The organism is Janthinobacterium sp. GW822-FHT07A03, from assembly GCF_058798815.1.
The window spans coordinates 1,230,914-1,252,681 of the sequence record NZ_JBXAKW010000001.1; the positions used below are offsets into that span (position 1 = coordinate 1,230,914).

The following is a 21,768-nucleotide window of genomic DNA, read 5'->3' on the forward strand; positions in this document are numbered from 1 at the left end:
GCGGTCAGGTCCAGGTAACCAGCAGCCGGCGCCACCAGCGTGGCGCCGGCGTAGTCCGTGCGCCGGTTTCGGTGCGCCCGGCCCGCTTGGCGCGATAGCTGGCCGCCGCCATCTGCAGGCCGACGCGGTCCATCGCCGCCATCGCGTCCGCTTCCTGCGGCGACAAGCCGTGCAGCAAGGCTTGCGCGCGGGGCGCGAGCAGGAAGGCAGCACGCACGGCGTCGTCCGTGTACAGCCTGGCCAGATAGGTTTCCAGTGCGGGAGAGCTCATGCGCTGCGCCCTGCGCGCAAGGCAGCGCGCGCCAGTTCCAGCTGGCCCAGCACGTGCTCGAACGACGGGTAATTGCCGTCGCGTTCGACGATCACCGTCAACGGCTGGGGCGTATGGCGCGCCAGCTGGGTCAATAAAGCGAAGACGGCGGGCGGCACGTCGTGCAGATGGTCGTCCAGCAGCCGCTGGCCGCCGTCCGGCGCAGCTATCCAGCGGCCGCCGCTCAGGTGCACGGCGCCCACCCTGGCCAGGGGCAGGCGCAGCAGCAGTGCCTCCGGCGACTCGCCGGCATTGACGGCATTCGCATACAGATTATGCAGGTCCAGCAGCAGCGGCACTTGCGCGCCGTCAAGGATGCGCGCCAGCCATTCCGCTTCGTCCAGCGTGCTGGCCGGCGGCTGCACCAGGGTGGCGATGTTTTCCATCAGCGGCGCGCTGCCGACGATGCGCGTGGCCAGCGCGATATTGGCGCCGGCGCCGGCGGCGCTATGCGGCGTACGCGGCGGCGCCGCCAGGTGGCCGATTTCGATGCCGCCGGCGCGCACAAAGCTCAGGTGCTCGGACCACGATTCCGCCTGCACCTCCTTCATCAGGCGCGCCATCGCGTGCAGGCGGCGCGGGTCGGCGGGTATCGTCGAGGCCAGCCCCATGCCAACGCCGTGCAGGCTGACCGGCACCTGACGCGCCAGGCTGCGCAGGGCGGCGATGCCGGCGCGCGGGGCATGGTAATAATCGTCGGCGATCACTTCCAGCACGTCGATCCGCGCCAGGTTGGACAGGATGCCGGCGGCCAGTTCGCCGCGCCAGCCCAGCCCGACGCGGTCGCATGTTGCCCCCATATTAACTGCCACAGCCGCCGCCACCGCCGCAACCGCCGCAGCCGCTGCCGCCGCCATCACCGCCGCCATCGCCGCCGCCCGATGAAGAGCCGCCCGAGTCGCCCGTGCCGCCGGACGACGAGTCGCCGCCCGAGCTGTGCCGGGGCGCCGGGTACAGCTCGGCGACATACGCGTACACGGACAAGGGCAGGGCGCCGATGCCGAAGATGGCGGCCAGCAGTGCCATGTCCGCGCTGCTGGTGCCCGCCTGCAGGCGCGCCGAGCGCATGTTCAGCCGGCCAAACAGCATGCGCAAGTCGGTCAGCAGGCGCTGCGCGCTCCAGCTGGTCGCCCGGGTGCGCAAGCCGCGCAGCATGAGGAGAAAAATCGCCAGCAGGACTGCCAGGAACAGCAGGTTGTAGTGCTGGCGGCTGATGGCGATGACGGCCTTGACGCCGGCCACCGTCACCAGCAGCCAGTGCGCGGCCCAGGTGATGCGTTCGCGCCGGCGCAGCAGCGGCGGGCCGACCAGCAACTCCTGCTGCGTCAAGGTTTCCTGGTAGGCGCGGCACGAGGGCAGCATCCCGGCCTGCACGGCCAGTTCCCTGCTGTGGCCCTGGCGCCCCAGGTACAGCCGCAGCACGTCGCGTTCGATGTCATGGCTGGCGAAGCGCAGGCTGTCGGCGCTGGCCGTTTCCAGCAGCGGGCCGTCGGCGCGCAGCAAGCCGCGGTCGACCAGCACGATGGCGGCGATCTTCACGGCTTCGAGGGCGCCGCCGCGCAAGAAGGCGATGCGGTAGGGATCGTCGGCGAGCGACAGCTGGGCGTGCGGATTGCGCACTTCCTGGCGGATCAGCAGCTCGCGCACGCCGTAGTACACGAGCGCGCCGAAGATCAGGTAGGCCAGCAGGAACCACGGCCCGCTCCAGTCAAAGGGATTGAGACCGCTCACCGCATGGTCTCCGCGTGCTCGCGCAGGCGTTCGGTAATCGTCATCAGGCTTGTGAAGGCGGGCAGGGCCTGCCCCGGCGCCAGGCGCGCCGTTTCGCGCGCCGCCGACATGGCTTGCAGGGCGGTGTGCAGGGCCGGTTCGCCCAGCTGGTCGACAAACGCTTCGAGCGCCTGCTTGCCGGACAGCGCAGACTTGCCCTCCAGCTGCGCCAGCGAGGCGGCGGCCGAGCGCAGGGGACCGGCTGCGTCGGCGATGGCGCCGGCCAGCTGTTCTTCATTCAGGCTCAAGAGCATATACCGTTCGCGCATGCGCACCTGCTGGTTCAGCAGCACTTGCCGCAGCCGGCGCAGCACGGCATCGCGGCTGGTGTGCAGGCTGGCGAAAGGGTCATTGCCCAGCAGGACCCGGTGGCGCGCGATGATGTCGGCGAATTTGACGGCGAAAGCGTCGGCGGCCTGCGCCAATTCGCTTTCGAGCAGGAACATCACCTGCAAGTCGATGGCGGCGTGCGCCAGGCGCAAGGGCCCGCGCAGCGCGTCGGCCGCCTGCGGCGTGAAGCGCTTGAGCAGCAACAGCAGGTTGACGTCGGACGTGGCGCGCAACTGGCTATCGGCGGCCGAGCCAAACAGCACGGCGGCGGCCAGGTCAGCGCCGAAGGCCGTTTGCGCGGCGGCGACGAACACATCCAGGTGGCGTTGTATTTCTTCTGGCAGCGGTGGCGGCATGCGGTGTTCTTTCACGGTGGGCTGGAGGGATGCGCATAAGTTTGCAATATAGCAAACTTATGCAACCGTGCGCGCACCGCCTGGCGCCAACTCAGGTCAGGACGTTGAGCAAGCCATCGAGTCCCACGAAGTTCAGCGCCACGTCGGCCTGCGAGCGCACCACGGGCTTGGCGCGGAAAGCCACGGACAGGCCGGCGATGCCCATCATTTTCAAGTCGTTGGCGCCGTCGCCCATGACGATGGCTTGCGCTGGCGCAATCCCCATCTGCGCGCATACGCGTTCCACCGTGCGCTGCTTTTCCTCGGCGTCGACGATGCCGCCAATGACCTTGCCGGTCAGCTTGCCGTCGACGATTTCCAGTTCGTTCGCGTGCGTGTAGTCGAGGCCCAGGCGCTCTTTCAGGCGCTCAGTGAAGAAGGTAAAGCCGCCCGACACCAGCAGGGTCTTCAGGCCGGCCTTGCGCACGGCCGCCAGCATGCTTTCCGCGCCCGGCGACAGCTTCAGGCGCTCGTCGTAGACGCGCTGCAGGGCCGATGCATCGAGGCCTTCGAGCAGGGCCACGCGCTGCTTCAGGCTGGCCGCGAAATCGAGTTCGCCCCGCATCGCCGCTTCCGTGATGGCCGCCACCTGCGGTTTGAGGCCCTGCATGTCGGCGATTTCATCGATGCACTCGATGGTGATCAGGGTCGAATCCATGTCCATCGCCACCAGCTTGAATTCGGCGAGTTCGCGCTGACCCATCATGTAGGTGGCGTCCAGCTGCGCCGCCTGGGCCGCCACTTCGATGGTGGGGCGCAGCGCGGGCGAATAGGCGATCTGCTCGCAGCGCACGGCGTTCGGACCGAGGCGCGTGACGGACGTGGGCGCGGCCAGCGCGGCGATGCGTTCGAGGCGGGCGCTGTCGCCGTCCAGACCCTGCAGGATCAGGTTCATGGTGATGGTCTTGGTATTGGTCATGGGGCAGTCCTGCATAAATGGTCGAAATGGTCTACACCGTCAATTGCTTGATGGTGGTCTTGATCTGCGTCACGCGCGCGGCCAGGTCCGGCATGGCGGCCGTGATTTTCAGCTTGTCCTGGCCATGCAGCTTGATATGGCGGTTTTTCTGGATCAAGTCGATGATGCGCATCGGGTCGATGGGCGGCTTGGCCATGAATTGCAGGGTGGCCGCCTCGCCATGCACGTCGATCTTGACGATGCCCACGGTTTTTGCCGCGATGCGCAGGCGGTGCGTCTCGACCAAGGCCTTGACGGCGTCGGGCAGCTTGCCGAAGCGGTCGATCAGCTCTTCCTGGATATCGTCGATCTTCTCTTGCGTGGCGCAGTTGGCCAGGCGCTTGTAGATCGACAGGCGCTCGTGCACGTCGCCGCAGAAGTCCGCCGGCAGCAGGGCCGGCACGTGCAGGTTGATCTCAGTGGTCGAGGCCAGCGGCGCGGCCAGGTCCGGCTCCTTGCCGGCCTTCAGCGAGCGCACGGCTTCGTTGAGCATGTCCGAATACAGCTGGAAGCCGATTTCCGTCATCTCGCCCGACTGGCTCTCGCCCAGCACCTCGCCGGCGCCGCGGATTTCCAGGTCGTGCATGGCCAGGTAAAAGCCGCTGCCCAGCTCTTCCATCTGCTGGATGGCGTCCAGGCGGCGCTGCGCCAGTTTCGTCAGGCCCTGCACGTCGTGCACCAGCAGGTAGGCGTAGGCCTGGTGATGCGAGCGGCCCACGCGGCCGCGCAGCTGGTGCAGCTGCGCCAGGCCGAACTTGTCGGCGCGGTGCATGATGATGGTGTTCGCCGTCGGCACGTCGATGCCGGTTTCAATGATCGTCGTGCACAGCAGAATATTGAAGCGCTGGGCGACGAAGTCGCGCATGACCTTTTCCAGGTCGCGCTCGTGCATCTGGCCGTGCGCCACGGCGATGCGCGCCTCGGGCAGCAGTTCCGTCAGCATGGCCAGGCGGTTCTGGATGGTTTCCACCTCGTTGTGCAGGAAGTAGATCTGGCCACCGCGTTTGAGTTCGCGCAAACATGCTTCGCGGATGATGGCTTCGCCCTCGCTGCGGACAAAAGTCTTGATGGCCAGGCGCTTTTGCGGCGCCGTGGCGATGATGGAAAAGTCGCGCAAGCCTTCCAGCGCCATGCCCAGGGTGCGGGGAATCGGCGTGGCCGTCAGGGTCAGCACGTCCACTTCCGCGCGCAAGGCCTTCAATGCTTCCTTCTGACGCACGCCGAACCTGTGTTCTTCGTCAATGATGACCAGGCCCAGACGGGTAAACTTCACGTCATCGGACAGCAGCTTGTGCGTGCCGATGACGATGTCGATGGTGCCGTCGGCCATGCCCTTGAACGCCTGCGTGATCTCCTTGCCGGTGCGGAAGCGCGACAGCTCGGCGATGCGCACGGGCCAGTCGGCGAAGCGGTCGGCGAAGGTTTGCGCGTGTTGTTCGGCCAGCAGGGTGGTGGGCGCCAGTATCGCCACCTGCTTGCCGCCCATGACGGCGATGAAGGCGGCGCGCAAGGCTACTTCCGTCTTGCCGAAGCCGACGTCGCCGCACACGAGGCGGTCCATCGGTTTACCGGACGTCATGTCCTTGATGACGTTGTGGATGGCCTCGGCCTGGTCCGGCGTCTCGTCGAAGCCGAAGCTGTCGGCGAAGCGCTGGTAGTCGTGCGACGAGAATTCGAACGAGTGGCCCTGGCGCAGTGCGCGGCGCGCGTACAGGTTGAGCAGCTCGGCGGCTGTGTCGCGCACCTGTTCGGCCGCGCGTTTTTTCGCTTTTTCCCACTGGCCCGAGCCGAGCGAGTGCAGCGGCGCGTCTTCCGGCGAGGCGCCCGAATAGCGGGAAATGACGTGCAGCTGCGACACGGGCACGTACAGCTTGGTGTCCTTCGCGTATTCGAGGTGCAGGAATTCCGTCTCGCCTTCGCCCAGGTCCATGCTGGTCAGGCCCATGTAGCGCCCGATGCCGTGGTTGATGTGCACCACGGGGTCGCCGATTTTCAGCTCGGACAGGTCGCGCACCATCGACTCGACCTGCGTCACGCCTTCCTGTTTTTTCGTGCCGACGCGGCGGCCGGAACCGGCATACAGCTCCGTCTCGGTGATGAAGGCCAGGTTGCCATCCGGCGTGAAGAGTTCAAAGCCCGCGTGCAGCGGCGCCACGCCCAGCATCAGCTTGGCGTCAGACTGCAGGAAACCGTCGCTGCCTTCCACGGGCGTCAGGTGCAGGTCATATTCGGTGAAGTACTGCTGCAGGGTTTCGCGGCGGCCGTTCGATTCGGCGCAGATCATCACGCGGCGGCCCGCTTGCAGCAGGTAGCTGCGCAGGTTGGCCAGCGGGTCGTCGGCGCGGCGGTTGACGGCGATGTTCGGAATCGGCGCCGACAGTTCGGACGCCAGCGCATCGTTCGACTTCGCGATCGCCAGGCGCGGGTAGGGCTTGGCCAGGCCGAAGAACTGCTCGTCGGACAGGAACAGCGCTTCGGGCGGCAAGATAGGCCGCTCGCGGTCGGCCTTCAAAAAGCGGTAGCGCGACTGGGTATCTGTCCAGAAGCGGCCGATGGCAGAGTCGATTTCGCCCACCAGGGCCAGCGAGGCGTCGGGCGGCAGGTAGTCGAACAGGGTGGCCGTCTGCTCGAAGAACAGCGGTAAATAATATTCGATGCCGGCCGAGGCGATGCCGCTGCTGATGTCCTTGTAGACGACGGAGCGCGACGGGTCGCCCTCGAACTGTTCGCGCCAGCGGTTGCGGAAGGTGGTGCGCGCCGCTTCGTCCATGGGGAATTCGCGGCCCGGCAGCAGCCGCACTTCGTGCACGGGATACAGCGAGCGCTGGGTGTCGGCGTCGAAAGTGCGGATGGTTTCGATGGTGTCGCCGAACAGGTCGAGCCGGTAGGGCAGCGCCGACCCCATGGGGAACAGGTCGAGCAGGCCGCCGCGCACCGAGTATTCGCCGGGTGACATCACTTGCGACACATGGCTGTAGCCGGCCAGGGTCAGCTGCGACTTCAGGCGCGCCTCGTCGAGCGTTTCACCCTTCTTGAAGAAGAAGGTGTAGGCGGCCAGGAAGGACGGCGGGGCCAGGCGCACCAGGGCCGTGGTGGCCGGCACGATCAGCACGTCGCACTGGCGCGTCTGGATTTCGTGCAGGGTGGCCAGGCGCTCGGAGACCAGGTCCTGGTGCGGCGAAAAGGCGTCGTAGGGCAGGGTTTCCCAGTCCGGCAGCAGATGGCAGCGCAGTTCCTTGCCGCCAAACCAGGGGATTTCATCGAGCAGACGCTGGCCGTCGCTGGCCTGCGCCACCACCACGGCCAGCATCTGGCCCCGCGCTTTCAAGGCCAAAGCGGCCAGCGCCAGGGCATAGGCGTCGGATGAACCATACAGGGCGGGCAGCGCGTAGCGGTTGCCGGGCTTGGGGAGGGCTTTTGTTAAGTCTAAGGACATGCAGGCGATGACACTAGTGGCAGAGGCAGTTGAGTGGGACAGCTGTGATGCGCGCCGCGCCGCCAGTGACGGCGCTGACAGGCGAGATTATAGACCATCGCCCGCACCTCCGCGCTTGAGAAAACCGTCGCGAGCGGCAGCGATTTGTGGTCAAGAAGCGCAGCCGTACGCTAGTACGGTGAGCATCGCAGGCCGCAAGGCGCGACGCGCAGCAGGTTTTATCCTGCGCGGACATTGGCGATGCCGAACGGGACATGCACCATGGGTATCGTGCCGCCCGCCGATTTGAGGTGGCTCAACTGGTCGTCGAAGAAGATATGCGGCTTGAACACGGACAGCACGCGCGATTTGTCCATGCCGCCGAGGAAAAACGTTTCGTCGGCCGCCACGCCCCAGCTTTTCAGGGTCGTCACGACGCGCTCGTGCGAGGGCGCGTTGCGCGCCGTGATGATGGCGATGCGCAGGATCTTTTTGTAGCCGGGGTCGCGCCGCTGCGCCTTTTCTTCCAGGCGCTGCATGGTGGCCAGCTTCTGGAACAGGTCGGCCAGCGGGCCGGGGCGGTGCGGCGTGCCCACGTTCAGGGTTTCATGGGCGTGGAATTCATCGACGTCATTGTTGCGCTTGAACACGGTTTCCGCTTCGTCGTCGGCGATCACGCCGTCGAAATCGAAGGCCACGCGCAGTTCCTCGTCATTTTCGTCGTCTTCCGTGCGCGACGGCAGCACCAGGCCGGCCGGATAGTTGCAGGCCAGCGCGCTGCGCACGTCGTCCTCGTTCGCGCTGAGAAAGAGCGAGGCGTTGAAGGCGGGCAGGTAAGGGTAGGGCGACTTGCCCGTCATGAAGGCGGCGCGCGAGATATCCAGGCCGTAGTGGGCGATGGAATGCATCACGCGCAAGCCCGTTTCCGGCGAATTGCGCGAAAACAGCACCACTTCCACGGGCGACTGGCGCGGATAGTGCTTGTTGATGTTCAGGAAGCGGCGGATGAAGGGGAAGGCCACGCCGCGCGGCAGAACCGTGTCGATATGCGCTTCCTGGTACTTGCGGTACTCCTCGGGGCCGTTGTCGAGGTAGACCTGGTGCGATTCGGCCAGGTCGAACAGGGCGCTGGAAGCGACCCCGATCACCAGTTTGTGTTCGATAGGATAAGCCATGGTCTGCCTGTTGTTTGCTTGTTGCTCATCTTATACGACTATCAACTGCGTAGCCAATACCGGTACGCGGGGATTTTTTGCACCAAAGCGGGGCGTCAGGCCATTTTTTCTGGCCGCTGTGCAACACGCGCCACAGTAAAGAAATAAATCTTGTTTTGTATCAAGTATGTATCAGCCAGAAACATATTTTTCCTCTATGCTTCCTATTATGAAATCTCGCCAATTGTAACGAAGCGTACGCCCTATCCCCGCCACCTTTATACAAGTGTCAGCTGTTTTACTCGAACATGCCAGCCCCAACCTCGCCAGCAGTCGTCGTGACTTTATAAAGGACCTAGCCATGTTTAAGAATTTACTGATCAAATGGAAGCTGGCGACGCTCGTCGCCGTGATGATGGTGGCCTTGCTGGTGGTGGGCATCAGCGGCTACACGGGCATCGCCACCGTGGGGACCGCCGTCAATGAGATCGGCGTGGTGCGCCTGCCGTCGATCCAGGGCCTGATGATGATGAACGAGGGCCAGACGGCCGTCGCCGCCGCCACCCTGACGGCCGCCATCTATGAAAACAATTACCAGGCACAGGACAAGTTCGCGGAAGCGCTGCAGCTGCGCACCAAGGCCTGGAGCAATATCGAGGCAGGCCGCAAGCTGTACGAGCCGCTGCCGCAAACCCCCGAGGAAGCCGTGCTGTGGAAGCGCTTCCTGGAGGAATGGGCGGCCTGGAAGGGCGATGACGACAAGGTGCGCGCCATCCTGCGCCAGCTGGCCGACAACCGCGACGAACCGCGGCAGAAAGAGCTGTTCGTGGCGTTCTACAAGCAGTACCAGGATTCGCGCAGCCTGTTCAGCAAGGCTGAAGCCACGCTCAACGAGATCATCAAGCTCAATAACGGCGTGGCCGATGCCAGCGTGAAGGAAGGCAGCGCCGCCGTGATCCGTTCGGAAAGCCTGATGGTCATCCTCGGCTTGCTGGCTTCCGCGCTGGGCATCGGCTGCGCCGCCTACATCACGCGGGCCATCACGCAGCCGATCAATTCGGCCGTGAAAGTGGCGCAAACGGTGGCCTCGGGTGACTTGACCAGCCATATCGAGGTGCACACGACGGAAGAAACGGGCCAGCTGCTGCAGGCGCTGAAAGACATGAATTCCAGCCTGGTCAACATCGTCGGCCAGGTGCGCGGCGGCACGGAGACGATTGCCACGGCCTCGTCGGAAATTGCCAGCGGCAACCTGGACCTGTCCTCGCGCACGGAAGAGCAGGCCAGTTCGCTGGAAGAGACGGCGTCGTCGATGGAAGAGCTGACGTCGACCGTGCGGCAGAACGCCGACAACGCCCAGCAAGCCAACCAGCTGGCGCTCTCCGCCTCGGGCGTGGCCGTGAAGGGCGGCGCCGTGGTGGGCAAGGTGGTCGAGACCATGGACGCCATCAACGACTCGTCGCGCAAGATCGTCGACATCATTTCCGTCATCGACGGCATCGCCTTCCAGACGAATATCCTGGCGCTGAACGCGGCGGTCGAGGCGGCGCGTGCGGGCGAGCAGGGGCGCGGCTTTGCGGTCGTGGCCACCGAGGTGCGCAATCTGGCGCAGCGCTCGGCGGCGGCGGCCAAGGAAATCAAGACGCTCATCGGCGACTCCGTGGTGGCGGTCGACACGGGCAGCAAGCTGGTAGCCGAGGCGGGCAGCACGATGGCCGAAATCGTCGCCAGCGTGCAGCGCGTGACGGACATCATGGCGGAAATCAGCCTGGCGACGCAGGAGCAAAGCTCGGGCATCGACCAGATCAACCAGGCCATCGGCCAGATGGACCAGGTGACGCAGCAAAACGCGGCCCTGGTGGAAGAGGCGGCCGCTGCAGCCGAATCCTTGCAGGAGCAATCGGGCCAGCTGGCCCAGGTGGTCAGCGTCTTCAAGCTCGATGGCGCACAGGCGCCGGCCGCGCGCGCAAGCGCGAGCGCAAAGCCGGCCGCGCCGCGTGGCGCGGCGGCCAGCGCCGCCTTGAAGCGTCCGGCACCGGGGCCGGCATCGCGCCCTGTATCACGTCCCGCTGCAGGCCGCCCGGCCTTGCGCGCCGTGCCGTCCCAGCGCCAGAGCGCGCCGCGCGACGACGAGTGGGAAGTGTTCTGACGGATTGACGGATTGACGGCGCCAGCAGGCGCTGACCGGACGGCCGCCTTGTGCGGCCGTTTTTGCATGCGCGCGCGAGACCGTACTGCGGTTACTACTTACTAAAAAAACAGCGTTATAAAAATAGCTGTTTTGTCATCTAAGCAAATCTTTTCAAAACTTAACGCGACATTGCTTGTGAGATAACTCACACTGCCTGCCGTACCACCCTTGTTCCCGCCTCGGCCACATCCCGGCTGACCCCTCCGCCTGCTGCGTCCAGCCATTCGTGGCAGGCGGCAGCCATTGCCGTCAGCCTTGCATGCGAGCCCGGCGCGGTGACCGATGCACCACATTGAAGGATGCGAATAAAGATGGCAAATATGAAAATCGGCACGCGCCTGCGCTGCTCCTTTGCGTTGTTGACCTTGCTGCTGCTGGCGACTGCCGCGCTGGGCATGTTGCGCCTGTCCAGCCTGGAGCTGCGCATGCGCGACGTGATCGATGACAAATATCAGAAAACCGTGCTGGCCAACGACATCATCAAGAATGTCAACATCATCGCGCGTTCCTCGCGCAACCTGCTGCTGATGACGGAGCCGCAGCAGCTGGCGCAGGAGCGCGCGAGCATCGCCAAGGCGGGCGCGGATACGGAGCAGCGCCTGGCGCAGCTCGAACGCATCGTGCTGTCGGAGCAGGGACGCGCGCTGATGGCGGCCGTGACGCAGGCGCGCGCCACCTTCAACGAGGGCCGCGACAAGGTGCTGGCCCTGCTCGACGCCGATGCGCGCGCCGAGGCGGCGGAGCTGCTGCTGGGCACCGTGCGCAACGACCAGCTGCGCTACATGGCGGCGCTGGAAACCTTGATTACGCACCAGCACGACCGCATGGAAGAGGCGGGCGCCCGGGTGCACGCAGAATATCTGTCGGCGCGCACCATGATGCTGGCGCTGAGCACCCTGGCCATCGGTTTCTCGCTGGTGACGGCATGGCTGGTCACGCGCAGCATCGTGCATCCGCTGCGCCATGCCTTGACCGTGGCGCAGACCGTGGCCGCCGGCGACCTGACATCGACCTTCGGCCGCCACGGCGGCGATGAAACGGGCAAGCTGCTCGACGCGCTGTGCATCATGAACGGCAACCTGCTCGAGATCGTGCAGCGGGTACGCAGCGGCACCGACACCATCGCCACGGCCTCGTCGCAGATCGCGGCCGGCAATAGCGACCTGTCTTCGCGTACCGAGGAGCAGGCCAGCTCGCTCGAACAGACTGCGTCGGCCATGGAGGAGCTCAGCTCCACCGTGCAGCAGAATGCGGACAATGCCCGCCATGCCAGCATCCTGGCCGTCGAGGCGGCGAACATCGCCGGCGCCGGCGGGCAAGCCGTGGGCCAGGTGATCCACACGATGGACGCCATCAGCGCGTCATCCGCGCAGATTGCCGACATCATCGGCGTGATCGACATGCTGGCCTTCCAGACGAATATCCTGGCGCTGAACGCGGCCGTGGAAGCGGCGCGCGCGGGCGAGCAGGGGCGCGGCTTTGCCGTCGTGGCGACGGAAGTGCGGAGCCTGGCGCAGCGCAGCGCGGCGGCGGCGCGCGATATCCGCGCCCTGATCGCCAATTCCACCCAGCAGGTCGACGCGGGCGCGGCCCTCGTTGCGCAGGCCGGCGCCACCATGCAGGAAGTGGTGGCGGCCGTGGGGCGCGTGAGCCAGATGGTGGCCGACATCACGGCTGCCAGCGCCGAGCAAAGCACGGGCATCGGCCAGGTCAGCCAGGCGGTCGTGCAGATGGACGAAGTGACGCAGCAGAACGCCGCCCTGGTGGAAGAAGCTGCGGCCGCATCGCAATCGCTGGAAGGCGAGGCGGCGAACCTGCTGCAGGTGGTCAGCGTGTTTCGCCTGCAGCAGGGGCCTGCGCACGTCTTGCCGCGCCGGAGCGCGCCGGCCGTGCCGCGCCTGCTGGCCTAGTGGCGCGCCTGGCAAGGTTCTGGCACGGCCCGCGCGCGCGGGCGCTGCTGTGCGCTGCGCTCGCCGTCTGCCTGCCGCTGGGCATCTGGCTGGACGATGCCCAGCCGCGTCACGTGGCGCTGGTGGGACTGGCGGCGCTGGCGCCAGGCTGCGCCATGCTGTGGCGGGCGCTGGATGGGCGCGGCGGCACGCGCATGGCGTCGGCGCGCAGCCGGGAGCTGCAGGCGCGCCTGGACAGCGCCATCGGCGACGGCGAATTCTGCTTTCACTACCAGGGCAAGTTTGATACGGCGCAACTGCGCCTGGTGGGACTGGAAGCGCTGCTGCGCTGGGACCACCCGCGCCACGGCCTGATCTACCCGAATGCATTCATCGGCCTGGCCGAGCAGACCGACGCCATCGTCGCGCTGGGCAACTGGGGCATCGATGCGGCCTGCCGCCAGCTGGCGCAGTGGCGCGCGGCGGGCCTGCCGTTGGTGCCTGTCGCGGTGAATATCTCGGCGCGCCAGCTGTGCCAGCCGCACTTGCCGGACTTCGTGCTGCGCTGCCTGCGGCGGCACGCCATCGCGCCTGGCCTGCTGGAGCTGGAAGTGACGGAAAGCTGCTGCATCGACGACATGGCGCAGGCGACGCAGGTATTGCGCCGGCTTCGTGCGCTGGGCCTGGCCATTTCACTCGACGACTATGGTACCGGCCATTCGGGGCTCAGCCATGTCAGGATGCTGCCGATTCACACCATCAAGATCGACCGCTGCTTCATCCGCGACCTGGGTAGCGCAGGCAGCGCAGATAGTGACACTGTGATCGTCGCCTCGACCATTGCGCTGGCGCGCGGCCTGGGCTTGCAGGTGCTGGCCGAGGGGGTGGAACACGGCGAACAGCTGGCGCGGCTGCGGCGGCTGGGCTGCCCCCAGGTGCAGGGCTTTTACCTGCACCGCCCGGCGTGCGCGGCCGACGTGGCCGCACTGCTGGCCAACGGCGCGCAGGCCGGCCTTGTAACAGTGCCGAAACATGGCGCCATGCGGCCTGGCGTGGATGCTCAGTAAAATATGGCCACTGCAAGCCGCATGCTTTAACACTTCTCCCCCACGCAAGAATGATAAACAGTCCCGTCCCGGCCTATGTATTCGGCCCGTTTCGCCTTTTGCCGCTAGAACGCGTGCTGTTCGAGGGCGATCGCGCGCTGCGCCTGGGCAGCCGGGCCATGGACTTGCTGCTGGCCCTGCTGGAGCGCGCCGGCGACGTCGTCGACAAGCATGAACTGGTGGCCATCGTCTGGCCCAATGCCGTGGTCGACGACGCGACCTTGCGCGTGCATCTGGCGGCGCTGCGCAAGGCACTTGGCGATGGCCGCGATGGCCAGCGCTACATCACCACCATTCCCGGGCGCGGCTACGGCTTCCTGGCGCCGCTGGCGCACACTGGGCAGCCGGCGCCCGGAGCGGCGGGCGCCGAGCCGCGGCATAACCTGCCCGTCATGCTGACGCGCATGCTGGGCCGCACCGAGGCGCTGCAAACGATGGCCAATCAGCTGCTGCAATTGCGCCTGCTGTGCATTGCCGGTCCGGGCGGCATCGGCAAGACCACGCTGGCCGTCGTCCTGGCCACGCGCGTGCTGCGCCGTTATGCCGATGGCGTGTGTTTCGTCGACCTGGCGCCGCTGGACGAGGCCCGCCTGGTGCCGCTGGCGCTGGCCACGGCGCTGGGGGTGGCGGTACCGGCCGGCGACGCCATGCCGGTTCTGCTGGCCTACCTGCGCCCGCGCCACATGCTGATCGTGCTCGATAACTGCGAGCACGTGATCGGCGCGGCCGCCATGCTGGCGGACGCCTTGCTCAAGGGCGCGCCGCTGCTGCACGTGCTGGCCACCAGCCGCGAGCCGCTGCGCATCACCAGCGAGCAGCTGCTGCGGCTGCCCGCGCTGGAATTGCCGCCGGCCGATGCCGTGCCCGACGCGGCGGCGGCCCGGCATTTCGCCGCGGTGCAGCTGTTTTGCGAACGCTGCGCGGCCGTCGACGGTACTTTCGTGCTGGCCGACGCCGACGTGCCCGTGGTGGTGGATATCTGCCGGCGGCTCGACGGCATCCCGCTGGCGCTGGAGCTGGCGGCCGGGCGCATAGGCCATTTCGGCCTGCACGAATTGCGCCGCCAGCTCGACGACCGCTTTCGCCTGCTCACGCGCGGCGCGCGCAACATGCCCTTGCGCCACCAGACCCTGCGCGCCACCCTGGACTGGAGCTACGGCCTGCTCGACGCGCAAGAGCGTCAGGTACTGCAGGCGCTGAGCGTGTTCAAGAGCCGCTTCCGCCTGGAGTCGGCCAGCGCCGTGGCGGGCTGCGACGTGTTCGATACGCTTGCCGACCTGGCTGCCAAGTCCCTCGTCAGCATCGAGTTTTGCTGCCGGCACGTGTATTACCGGCTGCTCGACACCACGCGCGCCTACGCCGCCGCGCAGCTGGCCGCGGGCGGGGACGCCGGCGCCGTGCTGCGGCGCCATGCGCGCCATTGCCTGGGCCTGGCCGGACGCATCGCCGCCGACTGGGAGAGCATGCCGCCGGCGCACTGGAGCGCGCGCTACGGCCGCCATGTGGATGACCTGCGGGCCGCCATCGACTGGGCCTTCGGCGAGGATGGCGACGTGGCGCTGGGCGTGGCCCTGACCCTGGCCGCGCAAACCCTGTTCTATCAGTTGTCGCTGATGGATGAATACCGCGTGCGCGTCGAGCGGGCGCTCGAGTGCATGGCCGCGCAGGCAGTGGACGACCCCGACAGCGAAATGCAGCTGCATGCCTCGCAGGCGCACCTGCTGCTGCATACGCAGGGCGTCACCGGCACCATGCTGCGTTCGTTCCAGCGCGGCTATGCGCTGGCCATGCGCACGGACGATGACAGCCGCCGTGTGGAAGCGATTTGCGGCATGTGGATCTGCAGCCTGCAGCTCGCCGATTTCCAGCGCGCCGACAGTTACGTGGCCCAGCTGGCCCTCATGTGCGAAGCGCGCGACGACACGGCGATGCGGCTGGTGCTGGCGCGCATGCGCTCGGCGGGCGAGTATCTGCGCGGACGCTACGCGGAGTCGGCGGCGCTGGCGCGCATGGTGCTCGCGCATCCCGAGGGCGCCGGGCAGCTTGGCTTCAACAATGCCTTGCTGGCCGATCACCAGGTTTGCCTGCGCGGCACGCTGGCGCGCTGCCTGTGGATGCAGGGTCGCCCCGACGACGCACTGGCGCTGGCGCGCGAGGCGGTGACGGTGGGCTTCGAGCACAATGGCGTCACGCTGTGCGTGGCGCTGGCCATCAATGCCATTCCCGTCGCCCTGTGGTGCGGGCAGCGGGGACTGGCGCATGCCTGGACTTGCCTGCTGTGCGAGCATGCGGCCCGCTATGGCTTGCTGTATTGGAGCGCCTGGGGCGCCGCCTACCGGCGGCTGCTCGATGCGGGCGATACGCTGACGGAATTTCCCTGGTCTTCCGTGCGCAGCTGGCCGATACAGATCGATTTGATGGCCACCCTGCACGACGCGGCCGCCGATAGCCAGGCGCTGCGGCGCGCGCGCACGGGCCTGGCGCCATGGAGCGCGCCGGAAGTGCTGCGCCGCGACGCGCACCACCGTTGGCGGGCGCTGGCGCAAGACGATGCGGCCGGCCTGGAAGCGGTGCGCGTGCAGCTGGAAGAGGCGCTGCAACTGGCCAGGGGACAGCAGGCGCCGGGTTGGGAGCTGCGCTGCGCCACCAGCCTGGCGGCCGTGATGCAGGCGCAAGGCTACGGCGCCGCCGCGCATGCCTTGCTGGCCCCGGTCCATGCCGGCTACCGGCAGGGGCGTGACACCGCGGACGTGATGGCGGGAGCAGCCTTGCTGGCCCGGCTGCTGGCCCAGCTGGCTTGATGGCTATTCGTAGGCGCCCAGCCGGCGCTGTTCGTCCGGCGTGAAACTGGCGTCGCGCAAGCGTTGCAGGGCTGCCGCATCCTGCGCGCCGCCGGGCAGGCCGGCCTGCTGCGCCTTCTGCGCCTGGTACGCGATGATGCGCTGCTGCCACTGCGATTCCTCGCGGTCCAGTTCCGCCAGGCGCGCCGCCGCCGCCGGCGTGAAGGTGCTGGCGCGCAGGCGGTAGACTTCATTCTCGCCGCCGCCCTGCGCCCGCAACGCCTTCACGGAGGCGTCCAGCTGCGCCACCCTGACGGGCGCGTCGCGCGCATCGCGCTGGGCGGGCGACATTTTCTGGTCCAGCGCCGTCAGTTGCGCCTGGCGCTGGGTTTCATCGAGCGAGGTATCGCCGAGGATCGCCATGCGCGCCACGGCGTCGTCGTCATACGCGTCGCTGGCGCCGAACAGGCCCGCGCTTTCCTCGGGCGTAAAATAATTGCCACGCAGGGCGCGCATCGCTTGCAGGCGCGCGCGCGCCGCCACGGCGGGATCGGCCTGCGCCGGCAAGGCCTGTTCCGCACCGGCCAGCGCCTGCTTGTAGGCCAGATAAGCTCCCAGCAGGCGCTTGGCTTCGCGGGCGGGGACGGGCGCGAGGCGCCTGTCCAGTTCCGCCTCGATCTGGCTGCGGATGGCGGCCAGCGGTTTTTCACCGAGGCCTGCCAGGTAGTAGTCGAACAGGTGGCCCAGTTCCGCGTCGACCACCAGCTTGTCGCCGGCGGCCGCCGTCACGTTGCCGTCGGGCCGCGTGCCTTCCATCGAACGCACGAACGCGAACAGGTCCGGTTCCGCCTTCTCCGGCGGCGTTGCGGGCGGTTCGCCCGGCCGCAACGCCAGGTACAGGGCCAGGGCTGCCAGGCTGCCGCCGATGATCCATTTCGCGTGCATGCGTTTCTCCTTACAGGCCCAGGCCTTGCAGGCGGTTGGCCTGCTGGCGGAAGACGGTGACGGGGTTCGTCTCGAACAGGTTGACGATGCCGACGAACTGGTTGACTTCATCGAGATGGTTCATGGCGTAGTCGTCGCGGATCACCTTGCCCAGGTGGCTGGAGCAGCTGCTGACGAGGCCATCGTTCTTCACGCCGCCGAAGGCCAGGCTGATGGCCGCCAGGGCCGGGTCGCCCACGTCGAGCACATTCGTGTACGGCTGCGCGCCGCTCCATGAGAAATAGTACACGCCTTGCACCTGGTAGGCGCCTTCGCCGCAGGCGGAGGTGGGTACGCCTTGCGGGTGGCGGCTGTTAAAAGCCAGCGAGCCGGCCGTGGACAGCGAGGCGAGCGAGGCGCCCGCGTTTTGCGGCAAGCCCTTGTTGCCCGACAAAATGCCGATCAGGGAAGCGAGCGCATTGCCCAGCGCGCCGCTGGTGTTGGGAATGGCGCCGCTGAGGATATCGGCCACCTTGGAACCCTTGTTGACGCCGGCCACGCTGGTGACGGACGCCACCAGGTCGGGCCGCACGGAGGCGACATAGCGGGCGGTGGGGCCGCCGTGGCTGTGGCCGATCAAATTGACCTTGGCCGCGCCGGTGGCGGCGAGGATTTGCCGCACCTGCGACAGCAGCTGCTCGCCGCGCACTTCCGTGCTGTTGGCGGCCGAGACGGTGGTCACATACACTTGCGCGCCGCCGCTGCGCAGGGCGTCTGGCACGCCATAGAAATATTCGACGGGCCCCAGCTTGTCGAAACCGAACAGGCCGTGCACGAGCACGATCGGGTACTTGGTTTGCGTGTAGCCGGCGGCGCTGGCGCTGCCGGGCAGGATGGCGAGGGAAAACAGCAGGGTGGATAGCAGTTGCCAAAAGCGAGTCTTCATTTTGTCTCCGTTATGTATTATTAATAGTGGAAATGTCGATGCTGTAGCGATGAGCCGGGTGCTCCTTTACATTCTCGATGCATTAAAAATAGCGAGCGCTCGGTTTTTTGAATGTAGCACCGCTGGATTGAAATTGCATTTGAATTGCATGATGCAGCGCAATAACTGTGGGAATTTGGCGTTGCGTATGCGCCCATTGCATAGTTGAAAAGTCAAATAGTTGTTTTCCTGAGCTATAATCGGCCCCGCATCAGCCGTCCCGCCGTCTTGCAGCGCCGCCCAGGTGCTGTCTTACATTGCTCATACACCGTTACTTGGGAATGCACTTGTCGACCCATTTTAATTTTGAACAGTTTCAGCAGATGACGCCCTTAAATGGCGAAAACATCTGGGAATATATTCTTGACCGCCACGCGGAGCGCATCGGCGTCAAACGCCGCAAGCCGGCGCTGGAAAATCTCGAACGCATCTTTGTCGCCACCTTCCGCCTGGCCAATGACGTGGGTTTCCGCGCCATGAGCTTGCGCGACCTGTGCCGCGAAACGGGGCTGTCGATGGGCGGCCTGTATGGTTACATCACCAGCAAGGACCAGCTGGCGGAAATGATCGAGGACGTGGTGCGCCACGCCACGCAAGCCTTGCCGCTGCTGTTCGTCGACGTGAAGTCGCCGCTGGACCGCCTGGAGGCGATGATACGCTCGTCGATCTACCTGTCCGAAGTGCTGCAGCCGTGGTTTTATTTTGTCTTCATGGATTCGCGCGTGCTGCAGGTGGAGCAGCGCAGCATGGCGAAAAATTCCGAGCTGTATGTGCAGACCCTGATCGCCGCCACCATCGCCGAAATCGAACCGAAGCCGCAGGGCGATCCCACCTTGCTGGCCGCCCACTGCCTGGCCCTGTTCCAGGACTGGTACGTGAAACGCTGGAAGTACCGCGCGGCGAAGGTCAATGTCGACGATTTTGCCGACAGCACGGTGCAGACGGTGCGCGGATACCTGAGCATGGTCAAGGCGCCGTAAAAACGCCGTCAAAAAAAAAGCCAGGATCGCTCCTGGCTTTTTCATTCAGTTGGTTTCCACCGGCACCGTCTCCGGCACGGCTGCCGGATCGGTCGGCGTCTCAGTATCCATGTCGAGCGTCTTCACGCCGTTCATGTCGATGAATTCATCGTACAGCCACTCGCCATCGACCTGGCTCAGGCCCGCCGGCACGGCGCGCGTGATTTGCGGGCGCGTCGCCAGGGCCGTGCGCATGTAGTCGATCCAGATCGGCATGGCCAGGGTCGAACCGAATTCGCGTCCGCCCAGCGATTTCGGCTCGTCATAGCCCATCCACGCCACCGCCACGATGCCGCCGCCGTAGCCGGCGAACCAGCCGTCGACGGCGTCGCTGGTGGTGCCCGTCTTGCCGGCGATGTCGCTGCGCCCCAGTTTCTTCGTCGCCGCCGCGCCCGTGCCCGTGCGCGCCACTTCGCGCAGCATGCTGTCCATCACGAAGGCGTTGCGCGGGTCCAGCGCCAGGGTTTTGTCGTCGTTCGGCGCGGGCGGCTTGGTCTGCATCAATACCGCGCCCCTGGCGTCGACGATGCGGTCGATCAGGTAGGGTTCCACCTGGTGGCCGCCATTGGCGAACAGAGCGTAGGCGCCCGCCATCTGCACGGGCGTGACGGAACCCGTGCCCAGCGCCATGGTCAGATTGCTGGGCTGGCGTGCCGGGTCGAAGCCGAATTTCTCCATAAAGTCGTGCGTGTACGGCACGCCCAGCGCGCGCAGGATGCGCACCGAAGCCACGTTCTTCGATTGCGCCAGCGCATAGCGCATGGTGATGGGACCGTCGAACTTGAAGTCGTCATTCTGCGGGGCCCACACCTTGCCGCCCGCCTGCATTTCCAGCGGCACGTCGTTGATCAGGGTGGCCGGCGAAAAGCCTTTTTCCAGCGCCGCCGAATACACGAAGGGCTTCATGGCCGAACCGGGCTGGCGCCAGGCCTGCGTGACGTGGTTGAACTTTTGCAGGTTGTAGTCGAAGCCGCCCACCATGGCGTGATAGGCGCCCGTGTCCGCATCCAGCGAGACGAAGGCGGCGGCCACCAGCGGTACTTGCGTGATGGCCCAGTTGCCCTTGGCATCCTGGCTGATGCGGATGACGGCGCCCGGGCGCAGCTTGATGCCGGCGCTCGCCTTGGCGGACAGGGCAGGGGCGGCAAAGCGCAAGCCGTCGCCCGTGATGGCCTTGGCGTCGCCGTCGCCCGTGTCGGCCACCACCTTGCCGCTGGATACCTCGGTGACGACGGCGGCGATCAGGCCGTCGCTGTCCGGGCGTTTTTGCAGTGCAGCATCGATGGCGTCGTCGCGCTGTTCGGGATCGGCCGGCATGTCGATGAAGGTTTCCGGGCCGCGGTAGCCGTGGCGCTGGTCGTAGGCGATGACGTTGCGGCGCGTCGAGGCGTAGGCCGCATCCTGGTCGGCTTTCAGGATCGTCGTGTAGACGCTGATGCCCTTGGTGTAGCTGTCTTCCTTGAACTGCGCAAACACGGCCTGGCGCGCCAGTTCGGCCACGTATTCGGCGTGCGTGTCGAAACCCTGCTTGCCGCGGGTATTGAAATGCAGCGGCTGGGCCAGCGCCTGCCGGTACTGGCCTTCGCTGATGTAATCGAGTTCGCGCATGCGTTTCAAGACCAGCTGCTGGCGCGCATGGGCCTTTTTCGGGTTGCTGATCGGGTTGTGGCGCGAGGGGTTTTGCGGCAAGCCGGCCAGCATGGCCATTTCCGCGATCGACAGTTCATTCAGCGGCTTGCCGAAATACGTCTGTGCCGCGCTGCCGAAGCCGAACGAGCGCTGGCCCAGGTACATCTGGTTCATGTACAGCTCGAGAATCTGCTCTTTCGACAGGGCCGCCTCGATTTTCAGGGCCAGCATGATCTCATTGAGCTTGCGCGAGGCGACTTTTTCGCGCGTCAGGAAGAAGTTGCGCGCCACCTGCATGGTGATGGTGGAGCCGCCGCCGTGGCCGAAGCCATGGCGCAGGTTCGACAGCACGGCGCCGCCGGCGCGCACGAAGTCGATGCCGTGGTGTTCGTAGAAGCGGCTGTCCTCGATGGCCAGCAGGGCTTTCTTCATCATTTCCGGCACTTGCGCAATCGGCACGAAGTCGCGGTGCTCTTCGCCGAACTCGCCGATCAGCACATTGTCGGCCGTGTACACGCGCAGCGGGATCTTCGGCTGGTAGTCGGTGATGACGCCCAGCTCGGGCAGGCGGGGGCGCACGTACAGGAACAGCCAGGCGGCCAGCAGCACGGCAGCGGCCAGCGCGGCGCAGCCGGCGATGATGAAGCCGCGCACGGTGGCGCGGCGGGAAGGCCAGGGGAATCCGGATCGTTTGGCAGTCAAGGCAGTCTCACGTGAGCGTGCAGGGCACGGTGGCAGCGATTATAGACCAATGCGGCGGCGCTTCCCGTGCGGGCAAGGCGCCGGGACCGGGAGCAAAAAACCTTTTCATCGAAACGCGGCTGTGCGATAGTCTCGGCTTCAAGAAAATAGCCCGGGCCTAAGTAACCCCCAATAAATTATTGTGATTTCTGACTTCCATAACCGGCGCTCT

At 66.2% G+C, this 21,768-nt stretch carries 15 protein-coding genes; 5 read left to right on the forward strand and 10 right to left on the reverse strand.

The genetic code is table 11. The features are described 5' to 3' along the window. Nucleotides 1-4 precede the first annotated feature (4 nt). The 7 genes from AC1RJW_RS05585 to AC1RJW_RS05615 all read right to left on the reverse strand — a co-directional run bounded on the left by AC1RJW_RS05585 (nucleotide 5) and on the right by AC1RJW_RS05615 (nucleotide 8,353). A complete protein-coding gene (locus tag AC1RJW_RS05585; RefSeq protein ID WP_493044121.1) occupies nucleotides 5-271 on the reverse strand; it encodes a hypothetical protein in 267 nt (88 codons plus the stop codon). Then, nucleotides 268-1,110: an MbnB/TglH/ChrH family RiPP precursor modification enzyme gene (locus AC1RJW_RS05590; RefSeq protein WP_493044122.1), complete on the reverse strand. Its 843-nt coding sequence runs from the start codon at nucleotides 1,108-1,110 to the stop codon at nucleotides 268-270. Before AC1RJW_RS05590 ends, AC1RJW_RS05585 begins: the two co-directional genes overlap by 4 nt. Before the next feature lies 1 nt (nucleotide 1,111). Next, nucleotides 1,112-2,041 (reverse strand): TIGR04222 domain-containing membrane protein, encoded by a 930-nt coding sequence (locus AC1RJW_RS05595; protein WP_493044123.1) that lies wholly within the window; start codon nucleotides 2,039-2,041, stop codon nucleotides 1,112-1,114. Beyond that, nucleotides 2,038-2,766 (reverse strand): hypothetical protein, encoded by a 729-nt coding sequence (locus AC1RJW_RS05600; RefSeq protein ID WP_493044124.1) that lies wholly within the window; start codon nucleotides 2,764-2,766, stop codon nucleotides 2,038-2,040. Before AC1RJW_RS05600 ends, AC1RJW_RS05595 begins: the two co-directional genes overlap by 4 nt. Before the next feature lie 91 nt (nucleotides 2,767-2,857). Then, nucleotides 2,858-3,700 (reverse strand): phosphoserine phosphatase SerB, encoded by an 843-nt coding sequence (gene serB, locus AC1RJW_RS05605; protein ID WP_493044212.1) that lies wholly within the window; start codon nucleotides 3,698-3,700, stop codon nucleotides 2,858-2,860. A gap of 55 nt (nucleotides 3,701-3,755) precedes the next feature. Beyond that, a complete protein-coding gene (gene mfd / locus AC1RJW_RS05610; RefSeq protein WP_493044125.1) occupies nucleotides 3,756-7,199 on the reverse strand; it encodes a transcription-repair coupling factor in 3,444 nt (1,147 codons plus the stop codon). Between the two features lie 218 nt (nucleotides 7,200-7,417). Further along, the gene (locus tag AC1RJW_RS05615) at nucleotides 7,418-8,353 is read right to left on the reverse strand and encodes a 5'-nucleotidase (RefSeq protein WP_493044126.1); all 936 of its coding nucleotides are present in this window, start codon (nucleotides 8,351-8,353) and stop codon (nucleotides 7,418-7,420) included. 340 nt (nucleotides 8,354-8,693) lie between these two features. Here AC1RJW_RS05615 and AC1RJW_RS05620 point away from each other — a divergent pair, with 340 nt between their 5' ends. The 4 genes from AC1RJW_RS05620 (at nucleotide 8,694) to AC1RJW_RS05635 (ending at nucleotide 16,319) form a co-directional block, all read left to right on the forward strand. Further along, on the forward strand, nucleotides 8,694-10,481 hold the full coding sequence (locus AC1RJW_RS05620) for a methyl-accepting chemotaxis protein (RefSeq protein WP_493044127.1): 1,788 nt from the start codon (nucleotides 8,694-8,696) through the stop codon (nucleotides 10,479-10,481). 353 nt (nucleotides 10,482-10,834) lie between these two features. Then, nucleotides 10,835-12,433, forward strand: a complete 1,599-nt coding sequence (locus AC1RJW_RS05625) for a methyl-accepting chemotaxis protein (RefSeq protein ID WP_493044128.1) — start codon at nucleotides 10,835-10,837, stop codon at nucleotides 12,431-12,433. Next, nucleotides 12,433-13,479 carry a putative bifunctional diguanylate cyclase/phosphodiesterase gene (locus AC1RJW_RS05630; RefSeq protein WP_493044129.1) on the forward strand — a complete coding sequence of 349 codons (1,047 nt, stop codon included), beginning with the start codon at nucleotides 12,433-12,435 and terminating at the stop codon, nucleotides 13,477-13,479. The genes AC1RJW_RS05625 and AC1RJW_RS05630 overlap by 1 nt, the downstream gene beginning before the upstream one ends. A 98-nt stretch (nucleotides 13,480-13,577) precedes the next feature. Next, complete coding sequence (locus AC1RJW_RS05635; protein ID WP_493044130.1) at nucleotides 13,578-16,319, forward strand: ATP-binding protein; 2,742 nt, start codon at nucleotides 13,578-13,580, stop codon at nucleotides 16,317-16,319. A gap of 3 nt (nucleotides 16,320-16,322) precedes the next feature. Here the strand turns inward: AC1RJW_RS05635 and AC1RJW_RS05640 are convergent, their stop codons facing one another. Both AC1RJW_RS05640 and AC1RJW_RS05645 read right to left on the reverse strand, forming a co-directional pair. Beyond that, nucleotides 16,323-17,243, reverse strand: coding sequence for a lipase secretion chaperone (locus tag AC1RJW_RS05640; protein WP_493044131.1), 921 nt, complete (start codon nucleotides 17,241-17,243; stop codon nucleotides 16,323-16,325). A 10-nt stretch (nucleotides 17,244-17,253) separates the two neighbouring features. After that, nucleotides 17,254-18,168 carry a lipase family alpha/beta hydrolase gene (locus tag AC1RJW_RS05645; RefSeq protein ID WP_493044132.1) on the reverse strand — a complete coding sequence of 305 codons (915 nt, stop codon included), beginning with the start codon at nucleotides 18,166-18,168 and terminating at the stop codon, nucleotides 17,254-17,256. Between the two features lie 362 nt (nucleotides 18,169-18,530). On the opposite strand from AC1RJW_RS05645, the gene AC1RJW_RS05650 reads away from it, so the two are divergent. Next, nucleotides 18,531-19,187, forward strand: coding sequence for a TetR/AcrR family transcriptional regulator (locus tag AC1RJW_RS05650; protein ID WP_493044133.1), 657 nt, complete (start codon nucleotides 18,531-18,533; stop codon nucleotides 19,185-19,187). A 45-nt stretch (nucleotides 19,188-19,232) separates the two neighbouring features. Here AC1RJW_RS05650 and AC1RJW_RS05655 read toward each other — a convergent pair whose 3' ends face one another. After that, on the reverse strand, nucleotides 19,233-21,557 hold the full coding sequence (locus AC1RJW_RS05655; protein WP_493044134.1) for a penicillin-binding protein 1A: 2,325 nt from the start codon (nucleotides 21,555-21,557) through the stop codon (nucleotides 19,233-19,235). Nucleotides 21,558-21,768 lie beyond the last annotated feature (211 nt).

Excerpts from the sequence above, each read along its gene's own strand:
- mfd (WP_493044125.1), bottom strand. The coding sequence starts at position 7,199 with ATGTCCTTAGACTTAACAAAAGCCCTCCCCAAGCCCGGCAACCGCTAC.
- AC1RJW_RS05590 (WP_493044122.1), bottom strand. The coding sequence starts at position 1,110 with ATGGGGGCAACATGCGACCGCGTCGGGCTGGGCTGGCGCGGCGAACTG.
- AC1RJW_RS05645 (WP_493044132.1), bottom strand. The coding sequence starts at position 18,168 with ATGAAGACTCGCTTTTGGCAACTGCTATCCACCCTGCTGTTTTCCCTC.
- AC1RJW_RS05615 (WP_493044126.1), bottom strand. The coding sequence starts at position 8,353 with ATGGCTTATCCTATCGAACACAAACTGGTGATCGGGGTCGCTTCCAGC.
- AC1RJW_RS05600 (WP_493044124.1), bottom strand. The coding sequence starts at position 2,766 with ATGCCGCCACCGCTGCCAGAAGAAATACAACGCCACCTGGATGTGTTC.
- serB (WP_493044212.1), bottom strand. The coding sequence starts at position 3,700 with ATGAACCTGATCCTGCAGGGTCTGGACGGCGACAGCGCCCGCCTCGAA.
- AC1RJW_RS05620 (WP_493044127.1), top strand. The coding sequence starts at position 8,694 with ATGTTTAAGAATTTACTGATCAAATGGAAGCTGGCGACGCTCGTCGCC.
- AC1RJW_RS05625 (WP_493044128.1), top strand. The coding sequence starts at position 10,835 with ATGGCAAATATGAAAATCGGCACGCGCCTGCGCTGCTCCTTTGCGTTG.
- AC1RJW_RS05640 (WP_493044131.1), bottom strand. The coding sequence starts at position 17,243 with ATGCACGCGAAATGGATCATCGGCGGCAGCCTGGCAGCCCTGGCCCTG.
- AC1RJW_RS05650 (WP_493044133.1), top strand. The coding sequence starts at position 18,531 with ATGACGCCCTTAAATGGCGAAAACATCTGGGAATATATTCTTGACCGC.
- AC1RJW_RS05585 (WP_493044121.1), bottom strand. The coding sequence starts at position 271 with ATGAGCTCTCCCGCACTGGAAACCTATCTGGCCAGGCTGTACACGGAC.